This is a genomic window from Acidovorax sp. Root217 (assembly GCF_001428645.1).
In the GTDB taxonomy this organism is placed as follows: domain Bacteria; phylum Pseudomonadota; class Gammaproteobacteria; order Burkholderiales; family Burkholderiaceae_C; genus Acidovorax.
On the sequence record NZ_LMIH01000012.1, the window covers coordinates 63,670 to 81,086 of the forward strand.

General features: G+C 66.9%; 17 protein-coding genes. 13 read left to right on the plus strand and 4 right to left on the minus strand.

Translation table 11 applies throughout. The features are described 5' to 3' along the window. Positions 1–4 precede the first annotated feature (4 nt). Complete coding sequence (locus tag ASE31_RS10425; protein ID WP_057201588.1) at positions 5–892, minus strand: 23S rRNA (adenine(2030)-N(6))-methyltransferase RlmJ; 888 nt, start codon at positions 890–892, stop codon at positions 5–7. A 275-nt stretch (positions 893–1,167) separates the two neighbouring features. Between ASE31_RS10425 and ASE31_RS10430 the strand changes: the two genes are divergently transcribed. The 7 genes from ASE31_RS10430 to mdtD all read left to right on the plus strand — a co-directional run bounded on the left by ASE31_RS10430 (position 1,168) and on the right by mdtD (position 7,388). Beyond that, on the plus strand, positions 1,168–3,057 hold the full coding sequence (locus ASE31_RS10430) for a serine/threonine-protein kinase (protein ID WP_057201589.1): 1,890 nt from the start codon (positions 1,168–1,170) through the stop codon (positions 3,055–3,057). A gap of 205 nt (positions 3,058–3,262) precedes the next feature. Then, positions 3,263–3,694 (plus strand): 50S ribosomal protein L13, encoded by a 432-nt coding sequence (gene rplM / locus ASE31_RS10435; RefSeq protein WP_056414298.1) that lies wholly within the window; start codon positions 3,263–3,265, stop codon positions 3,692–3,694. An 11-nt stretch (positions 3,695–3,705) separates the two neighbouring features. Beyond that, positions 3,706–4,098, plus strand: a complete 393-nt coding sequence (rpsI, locus tag ASE31_RS10440; protein WP_007856955.1) for a 30S ribosomal protein S9 — start codon at positions 3,706–3,708, stop codon at positions 4,096–4,098. 92 nt (positions 4,099–4,190) lie between these two features. Further along, complete coding sequence (locus ASE31_RS10445) at positions 4,191–4,904, plus strand: DUF6776 family protein (RefSeq protein ID WP_057201590.1); 714 nt, start codon at positions 4,191–4,193, stop codon at positions 4,902–4,904. A 138-nt stretch (positions 4,905–5,042) separates the two neighbouring features. Continuing rightward, on the plus strand, positions 5,043–5,468 hold the full coding sequence (locus ASE31_RS10450) for a polymer-forming cytoskeletal protein (RefSeq protein WP_057201591.1): 426 nt from the start codon (positions 5,043–5,045) through the stop codon (positions 5,466–5,468). A 34-nt stretch (positions 5,469–5,502) separates the two neighbouring features. Continuing rightward, positions 5,503–5,868 carry an iron-sulfur cluster insertion protein ErpA gene (erpA, locus tag ASE31_RS10455; protein ID WP_007856958.1) on the plus strand — a complete coding sequence of 122 codons (366 nt, stop codon included), beginning with the start codon at positions 5,503–5,505 and terminating at the stop codon, positions 5,866–5,868. Between the two features lie 98 nt (positions 5,869–5,966). Beyond that, positions 5,967–7,388 (plus strand): multidrug transporter subunit MdtD, encoded by a 1,422-nt coding sequence (gene mdtD / locus ASE31_RS10460; protein WP_057201592.1) that lies wholly within the window; start codon positions 5,967–5,969, stop codon positions 7,386–7,388. Positions 7,389–7,399: 11 nt separating this feature from the next. On the opposite strand, the gene ASE31_RS10465 is transcribed toward mdtD, so the two are convergent. Then, on the minus strand, positions 7,400–8,509 hold the full coding sequence (locus ASE31_RS10465) for an anhydro-N-acetylmuramic acid kinase (protein ID WP_057201593.1): 1,110 nt from the start codon (positions 8,507–8,509) through the stop codon (positions 7,400–7,402). 27 nt (positions 8,510–8,536) lie between these two features. Further along, the gene (locus ASE31_RS10470; RefSeq protein ID WP_057201594.1) at positions 8,537–9,895 is read right to left on the minus strand and encodes a M23 family metallopeptidase; all 1,359 of its coding nucleotides are present in this window, start codon (positions 9,893–9,895) and stop codon (positions 8,537–8,539) included. Between the two features lie 201 nt (positions 9,896–10,096). Between ASE31_RS10470 and tyrS the strand changes: the two genes are divergently transcribed. Next, entirely contained in the window at positions 10,097–11,329 is a 1,233-nt protein-coding gene (gene tyrS, locus ASE31_RS10475) for a tyrosine--tRNA ligase (RefSeq protein WP_057201595.1), read from the plus strand. Positions 11,330–11,384: 55 nt separating this feature from the next. Here the strand turns inward: tyrS and ASE31_RS10480 are convergent, their stop codons facing one another. Continuing rightward, positions 11,385–12,281 (minus strand): LysR substrate-binding domain-containing protein, encoded by an 897-nt coding sequence (locus tag ASE31_RS10480; RefSeq protein ID WP_057201596.1) that lies wholly within the window; start codon positions 12,279–12,281, stop codon positions 11,385–11,387. A gap of 161 nt (positions 12,282–12,442) precedes the next feature. Here ASE31_RS10480 and ASE31_RS10485 point away from each other — a divergent pair, with 161 nt between their 5' ends. From ASE31_RS10485 to ASE31_RS10505, 5 genes are read left to right on the plus strand one after another with little or no spacing between them, the layout of a single operon-like run. Then, entirely contained in the window at positions 12,443–13,528 is a 1,086-nt protein-coding gene (locus ASE31_RS10485) for a porin (RefSeq protein WP_057201597.1), read from the plus strand. Positions 13,529–13,550: 22 nt separating this feature from the next. Further along, positions 13,551–14,525 carry a tripartite tricarboxylate transporter substrate binding protein gene (locus ASE31_RS10490; protein ID WP_057201598.1) on the plus strand — a complete coding sequence of 325 codons (975 nt, stop codon included), beginning with the start codon at positions 13,551–13,553 and terminating at the stop codon, positions 14,523–14,525. A gap of 22 nt (positions 14,526–14,547) precedes the next feature. Further along, positions 14,548–15,366, plus strand: coding sequence for an HpcH/HpaI aldolase/citrate lyase family protein (locus ASE31_RS10495; RefSeq protein ID WP_057201599.1), 819 nt, complete (start codon positions 14,548–14,550; stop codon positions 15,364–15,366). A 17-nt stretch (positions 15,367–15,383) separates the two neighbouring features. Further along, a complete protein-coding gene (locus tag ASE31_RS10500) occupies positions 15,384–16,268 on the plus strand; it encodes an amidohydrolase family protein (RefSeq protein ID WP_057201600.1) in 885 nt (294 codons plus the stop codon). Further along, positions 16,268–17,380, plus strand: coding sequence for a hypothetical protein (locus ASE31_RS10505; protein ID WP_057201601.1), 1,113 nt, complete (start codon positions 16,268–16,270; stop codon positions 17,378–17,380). Before ASE31_RS10500 ends, ASE31_RS10505 begins: the two co-directional genes overlap by 1 nt. The last annotated feature ends 37 nt before the right edge of the window (positions 17,381–17,417 follow it).

The window sequence follows — 17,417 nt, forward strand, 5'->3', positions numbered from 1 at the left end:
CTCTTTATCCGCCGGATTCCAGCGTGTGGGTGGCGTTCCTGTCCTGCGCCAGCAGCTCGGTCATCTGGGGCAGGGCTTCCTTGAGCGCGGCCTTGAGCGTGAAGGGGGGGTTGATCAGGAACATGCCGCTGGCCGGCAGGCCGGGGCGCTTGACGTCGCCGGCGGCGTTTTCGGTGATCTTGCTGGACTTGACGGTCAGCGTGGCATGCAACCAGCTTTTGCCCGCCTTGGTGGCCAGGGTCTTCAAGCGGCGTGGCAGGTCATGGGCTTCCGGGCGCGGGATGATCGGGTACCAGAACGCATAGGTGCCGGTGGCAAAGCGCTTGAGCGAATCCGCCGCCATGTCGAGCACCTTGCCGTAGTCGCTTTTCATCTCGTAGCTGGGGTCGCACAGCACCAGCGCGCGCCGCGCAGGCGGGGGCAGGAATTTCTTGATGCCCTCGAACCCGTCCTCGTGCAGCACGGCCACCTGGCGGCCAGCCTCCAACTGGGCCACGTTGCCTGCCAGCGCGCGCAGGTCGGTCGGGTGCAGCTCGAACAGCTTGAGCTTGTCACGCTCGCGCAGCAGGCGCTGGATGATGAAGGGCGAGCCGGGGTAGACCCGCGTGGCCGCCCCCTGGTTGAAGGCGCGTACCATGTCCAGATAGGCCTGCAGGGCAGGCTGGAGCGCGGGAACGCCCGGAGCGATCAGCCGGGCGATGCCGTCGGCCGATTCGGCGCTGGTGTTGGCATAGTCGCCGTCCAGCCGGTACAGGCCTGCGCCGGCATGGGTGTCCAGCACGGTCAGGGCCGCATCTTTCTCGACAAGGTGTTGCAAGGCAGCAATCAGCACCGTGTGCTTGAGCACGTCGGCGTGGTTGCCTGCATGGAAGGCGTGGCGGTAACTGAACATCCCCCAATGGTAACGAGTGTCAGCCCCCGGGCTGATATTTCGGCGGCGGATCCGTCAATCGGGGCTTTCAGCCGCCACAGGGTGGCACGGACAATGCAGGACAGGGCAGAATTGCGTGCTGGGAGGCTCCTGCGTGACGTTTTTGGCAGATGGGTGGCTTTTTGTTTCAATGCCCCGGCTGTCATGCATCATGATCGCTGGTGCCGCGGGGCGGCCCCTCGCAGCAGTTCCCTGACCCCCGTCCCGGCCGCCTTTCCGCCCAGCTTTTTCGCACAATGATCGAAACCTCTGCTCCTGCTCCTGCCAGTGCCGTCAGCCATGTCGATGCGCTGCCGCCTGGGACGCGGCTGGCCGAGTTCGAAATCCTGGCGCTGCTGGGCGTGGGCGGTTTTGGCATGGTCTACAAGGCGTTCGACCATTCCCTGCACCGCGCGGTGGCCATCAAGGAATACATGCCGTCGGCACTGGCCGGGCGTGCGCAGGGGCAATCGCTGTGGGTGCGCTCGTCATCCGACCAGCAGACCTTCCACGCCGGCCTCGAATCGTTCGTGGGCGAGGCCCGCCTGCTGGCGCAGTTCGACCACCCCTCGCTGGTCAAGGTGTTCCGCTTCTGGGAGGCCAACAACACCGCCTACATGGTCATGCCGCTGTATTCGGGCATGACCTTCAAGCAGGCACGCGCCCAGATGCGCACGCCGCCCACCGAGGAATGGCTGCGCAAGCTGCTGTGGTCGGTGCTGGGGGCGCTGCGCGTGCTGCACGACGGCAAGACCCTGCACCGCGACATCTCGCCCGACAACATCTTCCTGCAGGACAGCGGCCCACCGGTGCTGCTGGACCTGGGCGCAGCGCGCCATGCGATCAACGATAAGGACCACAAGCACACGGCCGTGCTCAAGGTGAACTACGCGCCTATCGAGCAGTATTCCGAAGGCGACGAGGATTTGCGCCAGGGCCCCTGGAGCGACCTGTATTCGCTGGGTGCGGTGGTGCATGGCTGCCTGTGCAACGACACGCCCCTGCCAGCCACCCTGCGCTCCATCAAGGACCGCATGGTGCCGTTCTCGCGGGTGGCCAAGACCGTCAAGAAGCAACTGGGCGTCGAATATTCGCCCGCCTTCGTGGCCGCGGTCTCGCAGGCGCTGTCGCTCAAGCCGGAAGACCGGCCGCAGAGCATCGATGCCTTCCTGCAGCTCATGGAAATGACCGCCCCCCCGGAAGGCGTGGACCATTTCGATTTTCGAGCCGACCTGGGCGACATCTGGGTGGAGCCCGCCGACCAGCCCGGCCCTGGCCTTCTCACCCCTACGGTGGATGTGACGGCCGCCCCCGCCATCGTGGCCGAAATCGCAGCCCAGGCGAACAAGGCGATGGAGGCGGCGGGCGAAGACGCTGCTGCCGATGGGTACCCCGATACCGTCCAGCGGGGCGGGGCCGACACTGTCTTCATGGACCCTGCGGACACAGAGGTCCTGGTGACGGCCGACCATGACCGCAAGGCAACGCGCCACGGCCGCGGCGAGGCCAGTGGTGCCGCAGGCCGGGTGCGTGCGGCACTGACGGAGTCCGAGCGGGCCGCTGCAGCCCTGGCGGCACGTGCCGACCGCCGGCCGGGCCGGATGCCGGTGTGGCTGGCGCTCTGCGCAGCCGGGTTGGCCGTGGCCGCCGCCGGGGTCTGGTGGTCGCAAGGCCGCGGCCCGAAGGCCGCACCCGCAGACGACATCATCACCGAGATGGCCGAGCCGGCGCCCGCTGCGTCCGAGGCGGCGGCCGTTCTGGTGCCGGCCTCGGAACCTGCGCTCGTGGTGGCCAGCGCGCCTGCGGACGCCGCGCCCGGCGCTGCCGATGCCGCCTCGGCGGCGGCGGTGGCCAAGCCCGCGCCCAAGCCCAAGCGCGCCGTGGCCTCCGAGCCGGCGCCTGCGCCCGTCGTGGCCCACGAGGAGCCGCCACCACCGCCACCACCACCGCCTCCGGTGGAGCGCCCCCGTCCGGCGCCGGTGCGCGTGCCATCGCCCCAGGAAGCGTGCGCAGACGCCAGCTTCCTGACGCGGCCCATGTGCATTCACAACGAATGTCAGAAGCCCTCCCAGGCGAATTCCGCCATTTGTGTGGAGAACAAGCGCCGCTACGATGCCGAAGAGGCGCGCCGCCGCCAGTCGCCCTGAGCCGGCTTGGTGCGCAATTGCGGGCCTTGCGTTGATTTCGCCAGGCATGGCTTGCGCCGCATGCCCGGTAATTCGTATAATCGAGGGCTTCGCAGCGCTTTTGTGGTCCCGCGGCGAGGAATTACATGCCACCTAAGAGGCTTCCTTCAGAGAAGCACCGACCGTGGAAAAGGACCCGCCAAACCCTCTTTTGAAGAGAAAACTCATGACTACTACTTTCAGCGCCAAGCCCGCTGAGGTCGTGCACGAGTGGTTTGTGATTGACGCGACCGACAAGGTCCTCGGACGAGTAGCCAGCGAAGTTGCTCTCCGTTTGCGCGGCAAACACAAGGCCATTTACACGCCTCACGTCGACACCGGTGACTTCATCGTCATCATCAACGCCGCCCAGCTCAAGGTCACCGGCACCAAGTCCCTGGACAAGGTGTACTACCGCCACTCGGGTTACCCCGGCGGTATCACGGCCACGAACTTCCGCGACATGCAAGCCAAGCACCCTGGCCGTGCGCTGGAAAAGGCTGTCAAGGGCATGCTGCCCAAGGGTCCCCTTGGCTACGCAATGATCAAGAAACTCAAGGTGTATGGCGGTGCAGAGCATCCCCACACCGCCCAGCAGCCCAAGGCTCTGGAAATCTAAGGAGCCTTGAGATGATTGGTGAATGGAACAATGGCACCGGCCGTCGCAAGTCCAGCGTCGCCCGCGTGTTTCTGAAAAAAGGCACTGGCAAGATCACGGTGAACGGCAAGGACATCCAGTCCTATTTCGGCCGCGAAACCTCGATCATGATCGCCAAGCAGCCGCTCGCACTGACCAACCATGTCGAAACCTTCGACATCCAGATCAATGTGCACGGTGGTGGTGAGTCCGGCCAGGCCGGCGCTGCCCGCCACGGCATCACCCGCGCCCTGATCGACTACGACGCGACGCTCAAGCCCGCACTGAGCCAAGCCGGCTTCGTGACGCGCGATGCCCGCGAAGTGGAACGCAAGAAGGTCGGTCTGCACTCTGCACGCCGCGCCAAGCAGTTCTCCAAGCGTTAAGCCTGGTCTGCCCTGCAAAAAAACCGCCTTCGGGCGGTTTTTTCGTTTAAGGTGCGCTCTTCGTTTTCGAGCACCTGTTTCCGACCCCCCCCATGCGTTTTCGCCTTCTTCGCCGCCGGCTGACCATCAGCGCCCCTCGGGTGGCCATTCGCAGCGCCATGCCCTGGCCCGTACGCTGGCTGTTGCTGGCGGTGGTCTTCGGGCTGTGCGCCGCCGTGGCGCTGTGGGCCTTCGAGTTCGGCAAATCCATTGCGGGGCTTGAATCCGGTGCTCGCGAGGAACTGGTGCGGCTGCGCGGCGAAGTGGCGCGGCTGGTGGAAGAGACCCAGCGCCAGCATGCCGTCTCGCAGACGGCCGAGAGCATCCTCACGGCCGACCGGGCCACCTTGCAGACTCTGATGACACAGGTGCGGCAACTCGAGGCCGAGAACCGCACGCTGCGCGAGGACCTGGGCTTCTTCGAGCGCCTCATTCCCGCTGGCGGCACCGAAGGCGTGGCCATCCGCGGCCTGCATGCCGAAATCGTGGGCGGCATGCAGTTGCGCTGGCAGGTGCTGGTGATCCAGGCCGCGCGCAATGCCCCCGAGTTCAATGGCAAGCTGGAGCTGATCCTGGCCGGCACCCAGGACGGCAAGCCCTGGAGCCAGGCCTTCCCCCAGAGCGCGGCCCTGCAACTGCGCCAGTACCGGCGACTGGAGGGCATGTTGACGCTGCCGCCCGATGCCGTGGTAAAAACCGTGACCGCGCGGGTGCTGGATGGCAGCACTGTGCGCACCTCCCAGACCATGGCCCTGGCGGCCGAATAGCCGCCGCCAGCCGCCGCCGCGTTGTTGCTGCGTGAGCACAGGATGCCAGGGCCTTGCCTTTCTTTTTGATGCGGATGGACCGCCTGCCGGCGCCTTTGGCGCGTGCGGGCCGCCGTCCCTGACCCAGGAGTTTTGCCCATGTTTTCCCGAAAAAAGCAGCCCCCGATCAAGAGCCTGGTGGCCCACGGCACCCGCATCGACGGCAATGTGCTGTTCGGCGAGGGCATGCGCATCGATGGCGAGGTGGTGGGCGACATCCGCTCGGGCACCGAGCAGCCCAGCATTCTGGTAATTTCAGAGTCGGCCCGGGTCGAAGGCGCGGTGCATGCCGACCATGTGATCGTCAACGGCTCGGTGACCGGGCCGGTGCATGCGGCCGAGCTGCTGGAGCTGCAGCCCAAGGCGCGCATCACCGGCAACGTGCACTACAAGGCGCTGGAGATGCACCAGGGCGCCATGATCACCGGCCAGATGTGCCCCCTGGCCGCAGTGGCCGATGAAAAGCCCCCACTGCAGTTGTCGTCAAAGCCGGCGGCCCCTGAATCCCCGACTGCTTTGCAGTAGTATTGGCTCCAAACCTGAAAATCGGAGTTCCCCCATGAGCGCAGTTGCCGAAAACATCCAGACCGAAATGCCGGCCCCCATCCTGTTCACCGACAGTGCAGCAGCAAAGGTGGCGGACCTGATCGCGGAAGAAGGCAATCCGGACCTCAAGCTGCGCGTTTTCGTGCAGGGTGGCGGCTGCTCGGGCTTCCAGTATGGCTTCACGTTCGATGAAATCACGAACGACGATGACACAACCATGACCAAGAATGGCGTGTCGCTGCTGATCGACGCCATGAGCTACCAGTACCTGGTGGGTGCCGAGATCGACTACAAGGAAGACCTGCAGGGCGCCCAGTTCGTGATCAAGAACCCCAACGCCACGACCACCTGCGGCTGCGGCTCCAGCTTCTCTGCCTGAGGACGCGGGGCCGTGCCCACGGCACCGCACTTCGCAGCAAGCCGCCTTCGGGCGGCTTTTCATTTGGGGCTCCTGATTCCCTCTTAGTCTGGCACTGCATGCAGCAAGAACAATCCCGCAAAGTCCTCCTGTGGCTGGTGGCCATCGGCTTCTTCATGCAGACGCTGGACGCCACCATCGTCAACACCGCGTTGCCTGCCATGGCGCGCAGCCTGGGCGAAAGCCCGTTGCAGATGCAGTCGGTGGTGGTGGCTTACTCGCTGGCCATGGCCATGCTGATCCCGGCCTCGGGCTGGCTGGCCGATCGGTTCGGGTCGCGCCGCGTCTTTCTCTCGGCCATCGTGCTGTTCGTGATGGGCTCGGTGTGCTGCGCCATGGCGCAGAACCTCACCCAGTTGGTCGTGGCGCGCGTGGTGCAGGGCCTCGGTGGCGCGCTACTGCTGCCAGTGGGCCGGCTGGTGGTGCTGCGCACATTTCCGCGCGAGCAGTTCCTGCAGGCCATGAGTTTCGTGGCCATTCCGGGCCTGATCGGTCCGCTGATCGGCCCCACGCTGGGCGGCTGGCTGGTGGAGGCCGCCTCCTGGCACTGGATCTTCCTGATCAACCTGCCTGTGGGGCTGGTGGGCTGCATCGCCACGCTGCGCTTCATGCCCGGCGAGCCGGTGACCTTCGTGCCCCGCTTTGACCTGGCGGGCTACCTGATGCTCGCCTTCGGCATGGTGTCGCTCTCGCTGGCGCTCGACGGCTTGGCGAGCATGGGCCTGCGCCAGGCCAGCGTGCTGGTGCTGATGGTCTTCGGCCTGGCCAGTCTGGTGGCCTACTGGCTGCATGCGGCACGCCGCGCCGATCCGTTGTTCTCACCCCGGCTGTTTTCGGTCGACACCCTGCGCATCGGCCTGCTGGGCAACCTGTTCTCTCGCCTGGGCAGTTCCTGCATGCCCTTCCTGATCCCGCTGCTGCTGCAGGTCACCATGGGCTACTCGCCCATGCAGGCCGGCATGATGATGCTGCCCGTGGCGATTGCGGGCATGTCGATGAAGCGCTTCACCACGCCGCTGATCACGCGCTTCGGCTACCGGCAGGTGCTGGTGGGCAATACCCTGCTCGTGGGGGTGACCATGGCCAGCTTCGGGCTGGCCACGCCCACCCAGCCGCTGTGGGTGCACGTGCTGCAGCTGGCCGCGTTTGGTGCGGTGAACTCCCTGCAGTTCACGGCCATGAACACGGTGACCCTCAAGGACCTGGACCATGCCAACGCGAGCAGCGGCAACAGCCTGTTGTCCATGGTGCAGATGGTGGCCATGGGCATGGGGGTGGCAGCGGCGGGCGCGGTGCTGGCAGCCTTCACAGCCTTTTTCCAGCCCTCCGCTGCGGGCCACACGCTCTGGGCTTTTCAGGCTACGTTTGCCTGCATGGGGTTGATCACGGTGGCTTCGGCCGGCATCTTCTGGCAATTGTCGCCAGAGGATCGGGCCAGCAGCAAGGCTGCGACCACGGCCGACGCGACAGACCACGGCTGACCACCCACCGCTCAGGCCGGGTAGATGGCGCCCAGCACGCGGCCCCCTGCGGCGCCGGTAACGCTGGGCAGGTTGCCCGGCTGGCCACTCAGCGCCTGGCGCGCCAGCCAGGCAAAGGCCGCGGCTTCCACCTGCAGCGCGGGCAGGCCCAGCGCATCGGTGGCGACGACCTGCAGGGCAGGGCATGCGGCCTGCAGCCGGGCCATCAGGTGGTCATTGAGCGCGCCGCCGCCGCAGACCGCCAGGGTTGCGGCGCCCGCGCCATGGCGGCTGGCATCTTCGGCGCAGGCGAGCGCCGTGAACTCCGTGAGCGTGGCCTGCACGTCCTGCGGGGTGGCGCTGCGAAAGGCATGCAGGCGGTTGGCGAGCCAGCCGGGATTGAAAAGGTCGCGCCCCGTGCTCTTGGGTGGCACTTTGTGCAGAAAGGGTTCCTGCCGCAGCAGGACCAGCAACTCGGGCAGCACCTGACCGCTGGCGGCCCAGGCGCCGCTGGCGTCAAATGCCTGGCCTGTGTGCAGCTGGCACCAGTGATCCATCAGCGCATTGCCGGGGCCGCAGTCGAAGCCCAGCACCTGGCCATCGGCGCCCAGCACGCTCAGGTTGGAGATGCCCCCGATGTTGAGCACCAGCATGGTTTCGCCGTTGCGCCCGAAGACACCCTGGTGAAATGCGGGCACCAGAGGTGCGCCTTGCCCGCCTGCAGCCAGGTCGCGGCTGCGAAAGTCGGCCACCACGGCAATGCCCGTGCGTTCGGCCAGCAAGGAGGGGTTGCCCAGTTGCAGCGTGTAGCCCGTGCCGTCGAACTCCTGCGGGCGGTGGCGCACGGTCTGGCCGTGGGCTCCGATGGCACGGATGGCACTGGGTGCCAGCCCGCTGCGTTCCAGCAGCGTCTTGACCACGCCCGCATAGGCGCGGGCCAGCCCGTTGCCCGCCAGGGCGGCACGGTGCAGCTCATCGCTGCTGGGGGTGTTGAGGGCGAGCAACTCGGCCCTCAGGTCGGGGGTGAAGGGCGCGCTGGCATGGTGGGTGACCACCATGCGGGAGTCGGAGAAATCCGCCAGCACCCCGTCGATGCCGTCGAGCGAGGTGCCCGACATCAGGCCGATGTACAGCTCGGACATGGCCCGGTGGCTTGTTGGCGAAGGACGTCAGTCCGCGCTGGCTTGTTCGATCGACGCAGCTGCAGACAGCTGGATGCGCATGTTGGAAGCCAGGCGCTCAAAGGCAGGGCGGCCAGCGGCCGACACCGGCGCAGCGGCTTCGCTCGCTGCCACGATGGTCTGCGGATCCTGGTGCTGGCCGTTCACGCGGAATTCGAAGTGCAGGTGCGGGCCGGTGGCCCAGCCCGTGGAACCCACGGCGCCCAGGGTCTGGCCCTGTTCCACCGACTGGCCCTGGCGCACGTCGATGCGGCTCAGGTGGGCGTACACGGTGACGTGCTGGTTGCGGTGCTTGACGAAGACCACGTTGCCGAAACCGTTCTGTACGCCGGAGAACTCCACCACGCCGTCACCCACGGTGCGCACGGGCGTGCCCGTGGGGGCCGCGAAATCAGTGCCCAGGTGGGCGCGCCAGGTTTTCAGGATGGGGTGCATGCGCATCTTGAAGCCGCTGGTCACGCGCGAGAACTCCACGGGGGAGGTCAGGTAGGCGCGGCGCATGCTTTCACCGTCCAGCGTGTAGTAGGCGCCTTTGGAGGCACCCGATTCCTGGAACCAGATGGCTTGGTGGGTCTTGCTGTTGTTGACGAACTCGGCGCTCAGCACGCGGCCGCTGCTCAGTGGCTCGCCGTCGGCTTCCAGGGTTTCGTAGACCACCGAGAAGCGGTCACCCTTGCGCAGCGAACGGCGAAAGTCGATGTTGCCCGAGAACAGCTCGGCCATCTGCACCGCTACGGCGTCGGGGATGTTGGAGGCGTCGGTCGCGGCGAACAGCGAGCTGTTGATCACGCCGCCCGCCAGGCGGCTGTTGGTCGTGAGTTTGGCGGTCTCGACGCGCGCGCCGAATTTCTCGCCCGTGCGCTCCACGATCAGGCGGCGGAAGTTGCCGCTGTCGTCGGGCACCCAGCGGGCCGTCAGGCGCACCAGGCGGTGGTCGTCGGTGGTTTCGGCCGACACGACGCGGCCGGTGCGGCCCAGCATGTTCTGGCGCACCGTGTTGTCGCCGCGCAGGAAGGCGGCGGCGGCCGGGTCGGCCACGCCCAGGCGCTGCAGCAGCGATTCGGGGGTGTCGCTGCTGCGCACCTGTTCGGAGCGGAACAGCGAGAAACCGGGTGCATCAAGCTGGCCGAGCACCAGGTTCTCGGCCAGTGATTCCACCGGGTAGCTCACCATGCGCACCGGCATGTCCGCGGGGTCGGGTGCGAACGATGCGACTGCAAATGCGCCACCGCCGCCCGTGAGCAGCAATGCTGCAACGGCGGCGGTGATGTGCTTGGGGTGTTGTTGGATGCTATGGGACAGTCGGTCTAGCAAAGCCGCGCTGGCGGTGGTCAAGCCGTGAATCAAAGGTCTATCCCCAGTGTGAGAGTGATCTCCTGGCACTTCCCCGGTGTGAATACGGGGCAAGGCAAGGCGCACAGACTGTCTGTTTGCAGCGATTCGACAGGGTACGAAACGGGTCGAAACAGCGGGCCCATTAGAATCCGCCTCTGCAATGTGGGCTGGAGTATAGCGGTGCGCGCTGTATAGACATCCCAAAAAACCCTTATGAATCAATCTGCTGTTACAACGATGCCGGTTTCCGATGGTGTAGGACGGGCGCTTGAAATCTCGCTGCGCGGCGTGCAGGAACTGCTGCCGCAGGACGAATGGGTCAAGAAGCTGGCGCGCTCGGAGGCCACGGGGACGCCCTTGCGCATCAAGCTGGGCCTGGATCCCACGGCGCCCGACATCCATATCGGCCACACGGTGGTGCTCAACAAGATGCGGCAATTGCAAGATCTGGGCCACCAGGTGATCTTCCTGATCGGAGATTTCACCAGCCTGATCGGCGACCCCTCGGGTCGCAACAGCACCCGCCCGCCGCTCACACCCGAACAGATCAAGGCCAACGCCGAGACCTATTACCGCCAGGCCAGCCTGGTGCTGGACCCGGCACGCACCGAGATCCGCTACAACAGCGAGTGGAGCGAGCCCCTGGGCGCCAGCGGCATGATCCAACTGGCCGCCAGGTACACGGTGGCGCGCATGATGGAACGCGACGATTTCCACAAGCGCTTCACCACCGGGCAGTCCATTGCGGTGCATGAGTTCCTGTACCCGCTGATGCAGGGCTACGACTCCGTGGCCTTGAAGAGCGACCTGGAGCTCGGCGGAACGGACCAGAAGTTCAACCTGCTCATGGGCCGCCATCTGCAGCAGGAATATGGCCAGGAGCCGCAGTGTGTGCTCACCATGCCGCTGCTGGTGGGCCTGGACGGCGTGGACAAGATGTCCAAGTCCAAGAACAACTACATCGGCATTGCCGAAGAGCCGAACACCATGTTCGCCAAGGTGCTGTCGATCTCCGACACGCTGATGTGGGACTGGTTCACCCTGCTGTCCTTCCAGTCGCTGGCGCAGATCGCCGCGCTCAAGGCCGAGGTGGCGGGCGGGCGCAACCCCAAGGACGCCAAGGTCATGCTGGCCAAGGAGATCACCACGCGCTTTCACAGTGCAGCGGCGGCCGAGGCAGCCGAGCAGGACTTCCACAACCGCAGCAAGGGCGGTGTGCCCGACGAAATCCCCGAACTCAGCCTGTCCGGTGCACCGCTCGGTATCGGCGCACTGCTCAAGAGCGCCAACCTGGCCCCTTCCAGCACCGAGGCCGGTCGCTTGATCGATGGCGGTGGCGTGCGCGTGGACGGCAGCGTCATCAGCGACAGGGGCCTCAAGCTCGAAGCGGGCACCTACGTGGTGCAGGTAGGCAAGCGCAAGTTTGCACGGGTAACCCTGGGCTGAACGCTCCTGCCCTGCATCCCCAACGCCCTGCCGGCTCACGTCGGCGGGGCGTTTTTCATGGGGCGCTGGCCACCGTGCGCAGCGTGGCCAGCATGGCCAGGGTGTGCGGGTCGGTTTCTGCCGTGCGGTAGGCCAGGTACAGGGTGGACGCTGCATCGCGCTCCGTGATGGGCTTGTAGTCCACCCCTTCGAGGCCGATGCAGCGGGTGTCCTGCGGCACGATGGCAATGCCCAGGCCGGCGGCGACTAGGCCGATCATGAACGCCGGCTCGCGCGCCTCGCGCACCACGCGGGGGCGGAAGCCCGCCTGGGCGCACAGCTGCATCACCGGCCAGTACAGGCCGATGCCGGCGTCGCGCGGATAGGTGATCAAGGCCTCGTGGCGCAGGTCGACCATGCCCACGGTGTCTTGCCGGGTGAGCGCGTGGCCCCGGGGAATGGCCGCCACCAGGGGCGCGCGGTACCACTGCTCCAGATGCACGCCGTCCGGCGGGCGTGCGTCGGGCTTGCGCAGGATGCCCACGTCCAGTTCGCGCTCGTACAGCGCCGCCAACTGGGCCACGGAGGCCATCTCCTGCAGGTCGATCTCCACGTGCCCGTGGCTCTGGCCAAAGCCGCGCAGCGCACGCGGCAGGCGCTCGGTGAACATGGCCGAGGCTGTGACACCGAGCGCAATGCGCCCGAAGATGCCGGCCGAGGCACTGCGAGCCGCCTCGGTGGCCTCCTGTGCGGCGGCCAGGATGGCACGGGCCCGCACCAGCAACTCCTTGCCGGCCTGGGTGAGGTAGACCCGCCGCGTGTCGCGCACGAAGAGTTCGGCACCGATCTCCTCCTCCAGTGCGCGGATCTGGGTGCTCAGCGGGGGCTGGGCCATGTGCAAGCGCAGGGCTGCACGCGTGAAGTTCAGCTCTTCGGCAACGGCCACGAAGTAGCGCAGATGGCGCATTTCCATGGGGAACTCCTGCAATGGGCAAAGGGGGGATGCTGGAATTTATACCTAGTAGATATTGATATCAATTCAAAAACAGTATTTCCAGATATTGATCGCCAAACTTAGCATTCCTCCTGCCGTAGCCGCCATGCGATGCGGACACCTATAACCAGGAGACAAAGTTGAACCCCCCAAAGCCATCCGCCCGGAAGGCGAGCCATGTTCATCCGGCCCGCACCACCCCATCGTTCCTCCGCCTCGCAGGCGTCACCTGCCTTGCGGCCTGCGCGCTGGGCTCCGCCCATGCCCAGAGCGGTGTGACCATCTTCGGCACCCTGGACCTCAACGTGACCCATGCCAAGGCGGGCGGGGCATCGGTGACGTCCATGTCCTCGGGCGGCAACCTGGTGCCCAGTCGGCTGGGGTTTCGCGGCAAGGAAGACCTCGGTGGCGGGCTGGCGGCCCACTTCTGGCTCGAAGCCCAATTGCTGCCCGACTCCGGCGCGCTCGAGGGCTCGGCCCTGTTCCACCGCCGCTCCACCGTGAGCCTGTCCAGCACCACCTGGGGTGAGGTGCGTTTGGGGCGCGACTATGCGCCCACGTTCTGGAACGTTTCCCAGTTCGCGCCCTTCGGCACCGTGGGCGTCGGCGGCTCGGCCAACATCATCGAGGGCTGGCCCTTCGGCACCGGTGGGGCGCGCACCTTCGTGCGCTCGGCCAACTCGCTCGGCTACCTGCTGCCGCGCAACCTGGGTGGCGTCTATGGCCAGGCCATGGTGGCTGCGGCCGAAGGGGCCGATGGCGCACGGTATGCCGGTGCCCGTCTGGGCTATGCCTCCGGTCCGGTGGACGTGGCCGTGGCCTACGGCGAAACTCCGGCCAAGGGGCAGACCAGCAAGGTGGCCAACATCGGCGGCTCGTACAACTTCGGCATGGTCAAGCTCATGGGCTACTGGCTGGACCAGCGCGCCCAGGGTACCAAGCACGCGAACTGGCTGCTGGGCGCTACGGTGCCTGTGGGGGAGGTGGGTACCGTGCGCTTGTCGGTGGCCGAGGCCAAGGCGCGCGGCGCTGCGGTGGCGGGCGATGGCGCGCGCCAGATCGCCGTGGGCTACGTGCATGCGCTGAGCAAGCGCACGGCACTTTACGGTGCGTACTCGCGCATCCAGAACCGGGGCAACGCGGCCTTCATGACCAGCGAGGCCCCCGAGGCGGCGCCGGGCGGCAATGCCTCGGGCCTGCAGTTCGGCATCTCGCACAACTTCTGACCTGGCAAAGGAGCTTCACACCATGCACAAGCGCAACGCTCTTCTTGGCATCGTCGCCGCTGCCGCCCTGGCCTGCACGGGTCAGGCGCATGCCCAATCCACGCCGGACTGGCCCACTGGGCCGGTGCGCCTGGTCACGCCCACCCCGGTGGGGGTCGGGTCCGACGCCTTTGCGCGCCTGTATGCCGACCGCCTGTCCAAGCTGCTCTCGGCCGCCGTGGTGGTCGAGAACCGCCCGGGCGCTTCCAGCACGCTGGGCACCGATGCGGTGGCCAAGGCCGCGCCCAACGGTCAGACCTTCCTGTTTTCCACCAGCCTGCCCATCACCACGGTGCCGCACCTGATGGCCAAGCTGCCCTACAACGCCGAGAAGGACCTGGTACCCGTGGCGGCGCTGTTCCGCGGGGGCTCCTTCGTGGTGGCCAGCCAGTCGTTCACCGGCAAGTCGCTGCGCGACCTGGTCGCCATTGCCAGGCAGAAGCCCGGCAGCCTCAACTACGCCACCTACGGGCCGGCGAGCACGGCCAACCTGGGGATGGAGCTCTTGCAGGATGCGGCAGGCATCGACATGGTGCAGATCGCCTACAAGCAAAGCGCCATGCCCGACCTGATGAGCGGCCAGCTCGACGTGGGCTGGGAGCCGGCCTCGTCGGCCCTGCCCAACATCCGCTCGGGCAAGCTGCGCGCGCTGGCCTACACGGGCGACAAGCGCAGCGCCACCCAACCTGACGTGCCCACGCTGTCCGAGCTCTACCCAGGCCTGGAGCTGTTCACCTGGATCGGCATCTGGGCGCCGGCTGGCACGCCCCCAGGGGTCATCGAGCGCATGCGCAAGGCGCTGGAGGCCGCTTCCAAGGACCCGCAGATCGTCAATGCCCTGCACGAGACCGGCAACGAGGTGCTGACCCTCACCCCCGCGCAGATGCAGGCCAACATCGCGCGCGAGTCGCAGTCGATGGAGCGCCTGATCAAGGCCAAGAAGATCGTCATCAACTGAACGCCAGAGAGAACCCGCGCCCATGTCCGCCCACCCCCTTCCCCCCCTGACCCCTGTTGCGGGCGCTCCCTGGCTGATCGACCGGCTCACCAACGGCCACCCTGTGGCCGCCTTTGGTGTGCGTGGCGCGCGCACGCCCGAGATCGCCCGACTGGCCAAGGCCAGTGGCCATGAAGTGATCTGGGTGGACCTGGAGCACAGCACCATGCCCATCGACGTGGCCGGGCAGATCTGCGCCTGCGCGCTGGACATCGGCATCATGCCGCTGGTGCGCGTGCCCGAGCGCGAGTACGGCGTGATCGGGCGCCTGCTCGATGCGGGGGCCATGGGCATCATTGCGCCCCGCGTGGAAACGGCTGCGCAGGCGGCGGACATTGTGGCCGCCTGCCGCTTTGCGCCCCACGGCCACCGCTCGGCCATCGGTACGCTGCCCCTGGTGCAGTACCGCCGCATGCCTGCCGACACCCTGTACCGCGCAGCCGACCAGGCCACGCTGGTCAAGGTGCTGGTCGAGAGCCCGCTGGGCATCCGCAATATGGCCGAGATCGCGGCCGTGCCTGGCGTGGGCCTGCTGGCCATCGGCACCAACGACCTCAGCGCCGAGCTGGGCGTGCCTGGCGACTTCCGCGACCCGGCCGTGCGCGCCGCGCACGAAGCCGCACTCGCCGCCTGCCGCGCCGCCGGCAAGCCCCTGGCCATCGGCGGCATCAGCGACGCGGCCTACAGCGCCGAGCTGGTGCGCCTGGGCGCGGCGCCGCTGCTCATGACGGCCATTGACACCGATCTTCTTCTTGCTGCCGCGCAGGCCCGCGCGGCACAGGCTTTTGCAACCCTCTCCTGACTGAATGGTTCCGATTCATGGCTTCCGAGATCCTCGTTCCCACCCCCACCCGCGATGCGGACACCTTGTCGCGCCCCGCCTTTGCCATGCCGGCCGGCGCCTGCGACAGCCATGTGCACGTCTTCGGCCCGGTGGACCGCTACCCGCATGTGGCGCAGCCCCACTACACCCTGCCCGAGGGCCCGGCCCCCATGCTCGAGCGCATGACGCGCGGCCTGGGCCTTGCCCGTTTTGCCATCGTGCAGCCCAGCTTCTACGGCACGGACAACTCCTGCATGCTCGACGCCCTCGATGAGCTGGGCGGTCGCGCGCGCGGCGTGGCCATGGTCGAAGACTCGGTGGACGACGAGACCCTGCAGGCCATGCACCAGCGCGGCGTGCGTGCCCTGCGGCTTGATCTGTTCCTGCGCGCGCAGTGGCCCATCGCACAGATCGTGGACTACATCCAGCGCAGCGCCGAGCGCGTGCGTCCTTTTGGCTGGCACCTGCAGTTCTATACACCGGGCACCGTGGTGCGCGACCTGATCCCGGCGATGCCGGACATCGCCTCTGACTTCGTCATCGACCACATGGGCTACATGCTGGAGAGCGATGGCCTCACGCGCACCGACTTCGACCGCCTGATCGCCGCCGTGGCCGGCGGCAGCGGCTGGATGAAGCTCTCCGGCCCCTACCGCATCGCCAAGGATGGCAATTACGCGCGCCTCTTGCCCTATGCCCAGGCCATCGTGGATGCGCTTCCCGAGCGCACCATCTGGGGCAGCGACTGGCCGCATATTCCCAACGGGCAGATGGACACCGGCGCCCTGCTCAATCTGCTGGGCGAGTGGGTGCCCGACGAAGCACGCCGCAACCGCCTCCTGAGCGACAACCCTGCCCGCCTTTACGATTTCCAGCCATGATGAACCCGTCCTCCGCCATCGCCCTGCGCGAAATCCAGCGCCTGCCCACCAGCGCCGCGCGCGCCGTCGAGCCCTTCACCATCCATGGCGTGCAGTACCTGGCGGTTGCCCAGCTGTCCGAGGACATACCTGGCACCGCCCCCGGAATGGGCGCGGGCGACAGCGACGTTGATCTGTGGGTCTACCGCTGGGAGGCCACGGGCTTCACCGAGTTCCAGCGCCTGCCCGTGCCAGGCGGCGAGGACGCCGAATTCTTCACGCTGGACGGTCGCCACTTCCTGGCCACGGCCAGTCTGCGCAGCGGCCATGGGCCCTACGACATGTCGCCGCCTTCGGTGATCTACGAATTCGTGAACGGCCGTTTCGAGCCCTTCCAGCAGATCGTGGGCACGGCGGCCAAGCAGTGGCACTTCTTTGGCGTGCAGGGGCGGCATTTCCTGGCGCTGGCGCAAGGGGCAGCCGGGCATGGAGCGCCCGTGGACGGGGCGGCGCAGTCCATCCTCTTCGAATGGGATGGCGAGCGCTTCGTACCGTTCCAGACCGTGGAATCGGCCTGGGGCTACAACTGGCTGGCGTTCGAGGTGCAGGGCCGCACGCTGCTGGCGTATGCCGACCACATCGCGCCCTCGCGCCTGCTGGCCTGGAGCGGCACGGCGTTCGAGACGCTGCAGGTGCTCGAAGGCACCAGTGGCCGGGCCTTCTGCCACTTCCATGCGTCGGGTGCCGACTGGCTGGTGTTTGCCAACCTGCTGGGCGAAACCTGGCTGCTGCGCTGGAACGGCGCGCAGTTTGCGGCCTACCAGCACCTGAGCGGGCCGGGCGGGCGCGAGTTCGCGTGGTTGCCCGCCCGGGCCGGTGCCGATGGCGGCCACCTGGTGCAGGTCAACTTCATCCACGGTAGCCGCGAGGCCCCGATCCCCGAGTTGCAGTCGGTCATCTACCGCTGGCAGGGCGATGGGCTGGCGCCCGTGCATTCGTTCGATACCTCGGGCGGAACCGATGCGGCGGCCTTCACGGTGGGCGGTGTTCCGTACCTGGCCGTGGCCAACAGCCTGAGCGGCTCGCTGCACTTTCGCACCGACAGCCGCATCTACCAAATTCTGCATACGTGACAGCAGGTTCACCAGTCCGTACCACCACGACAAGCCA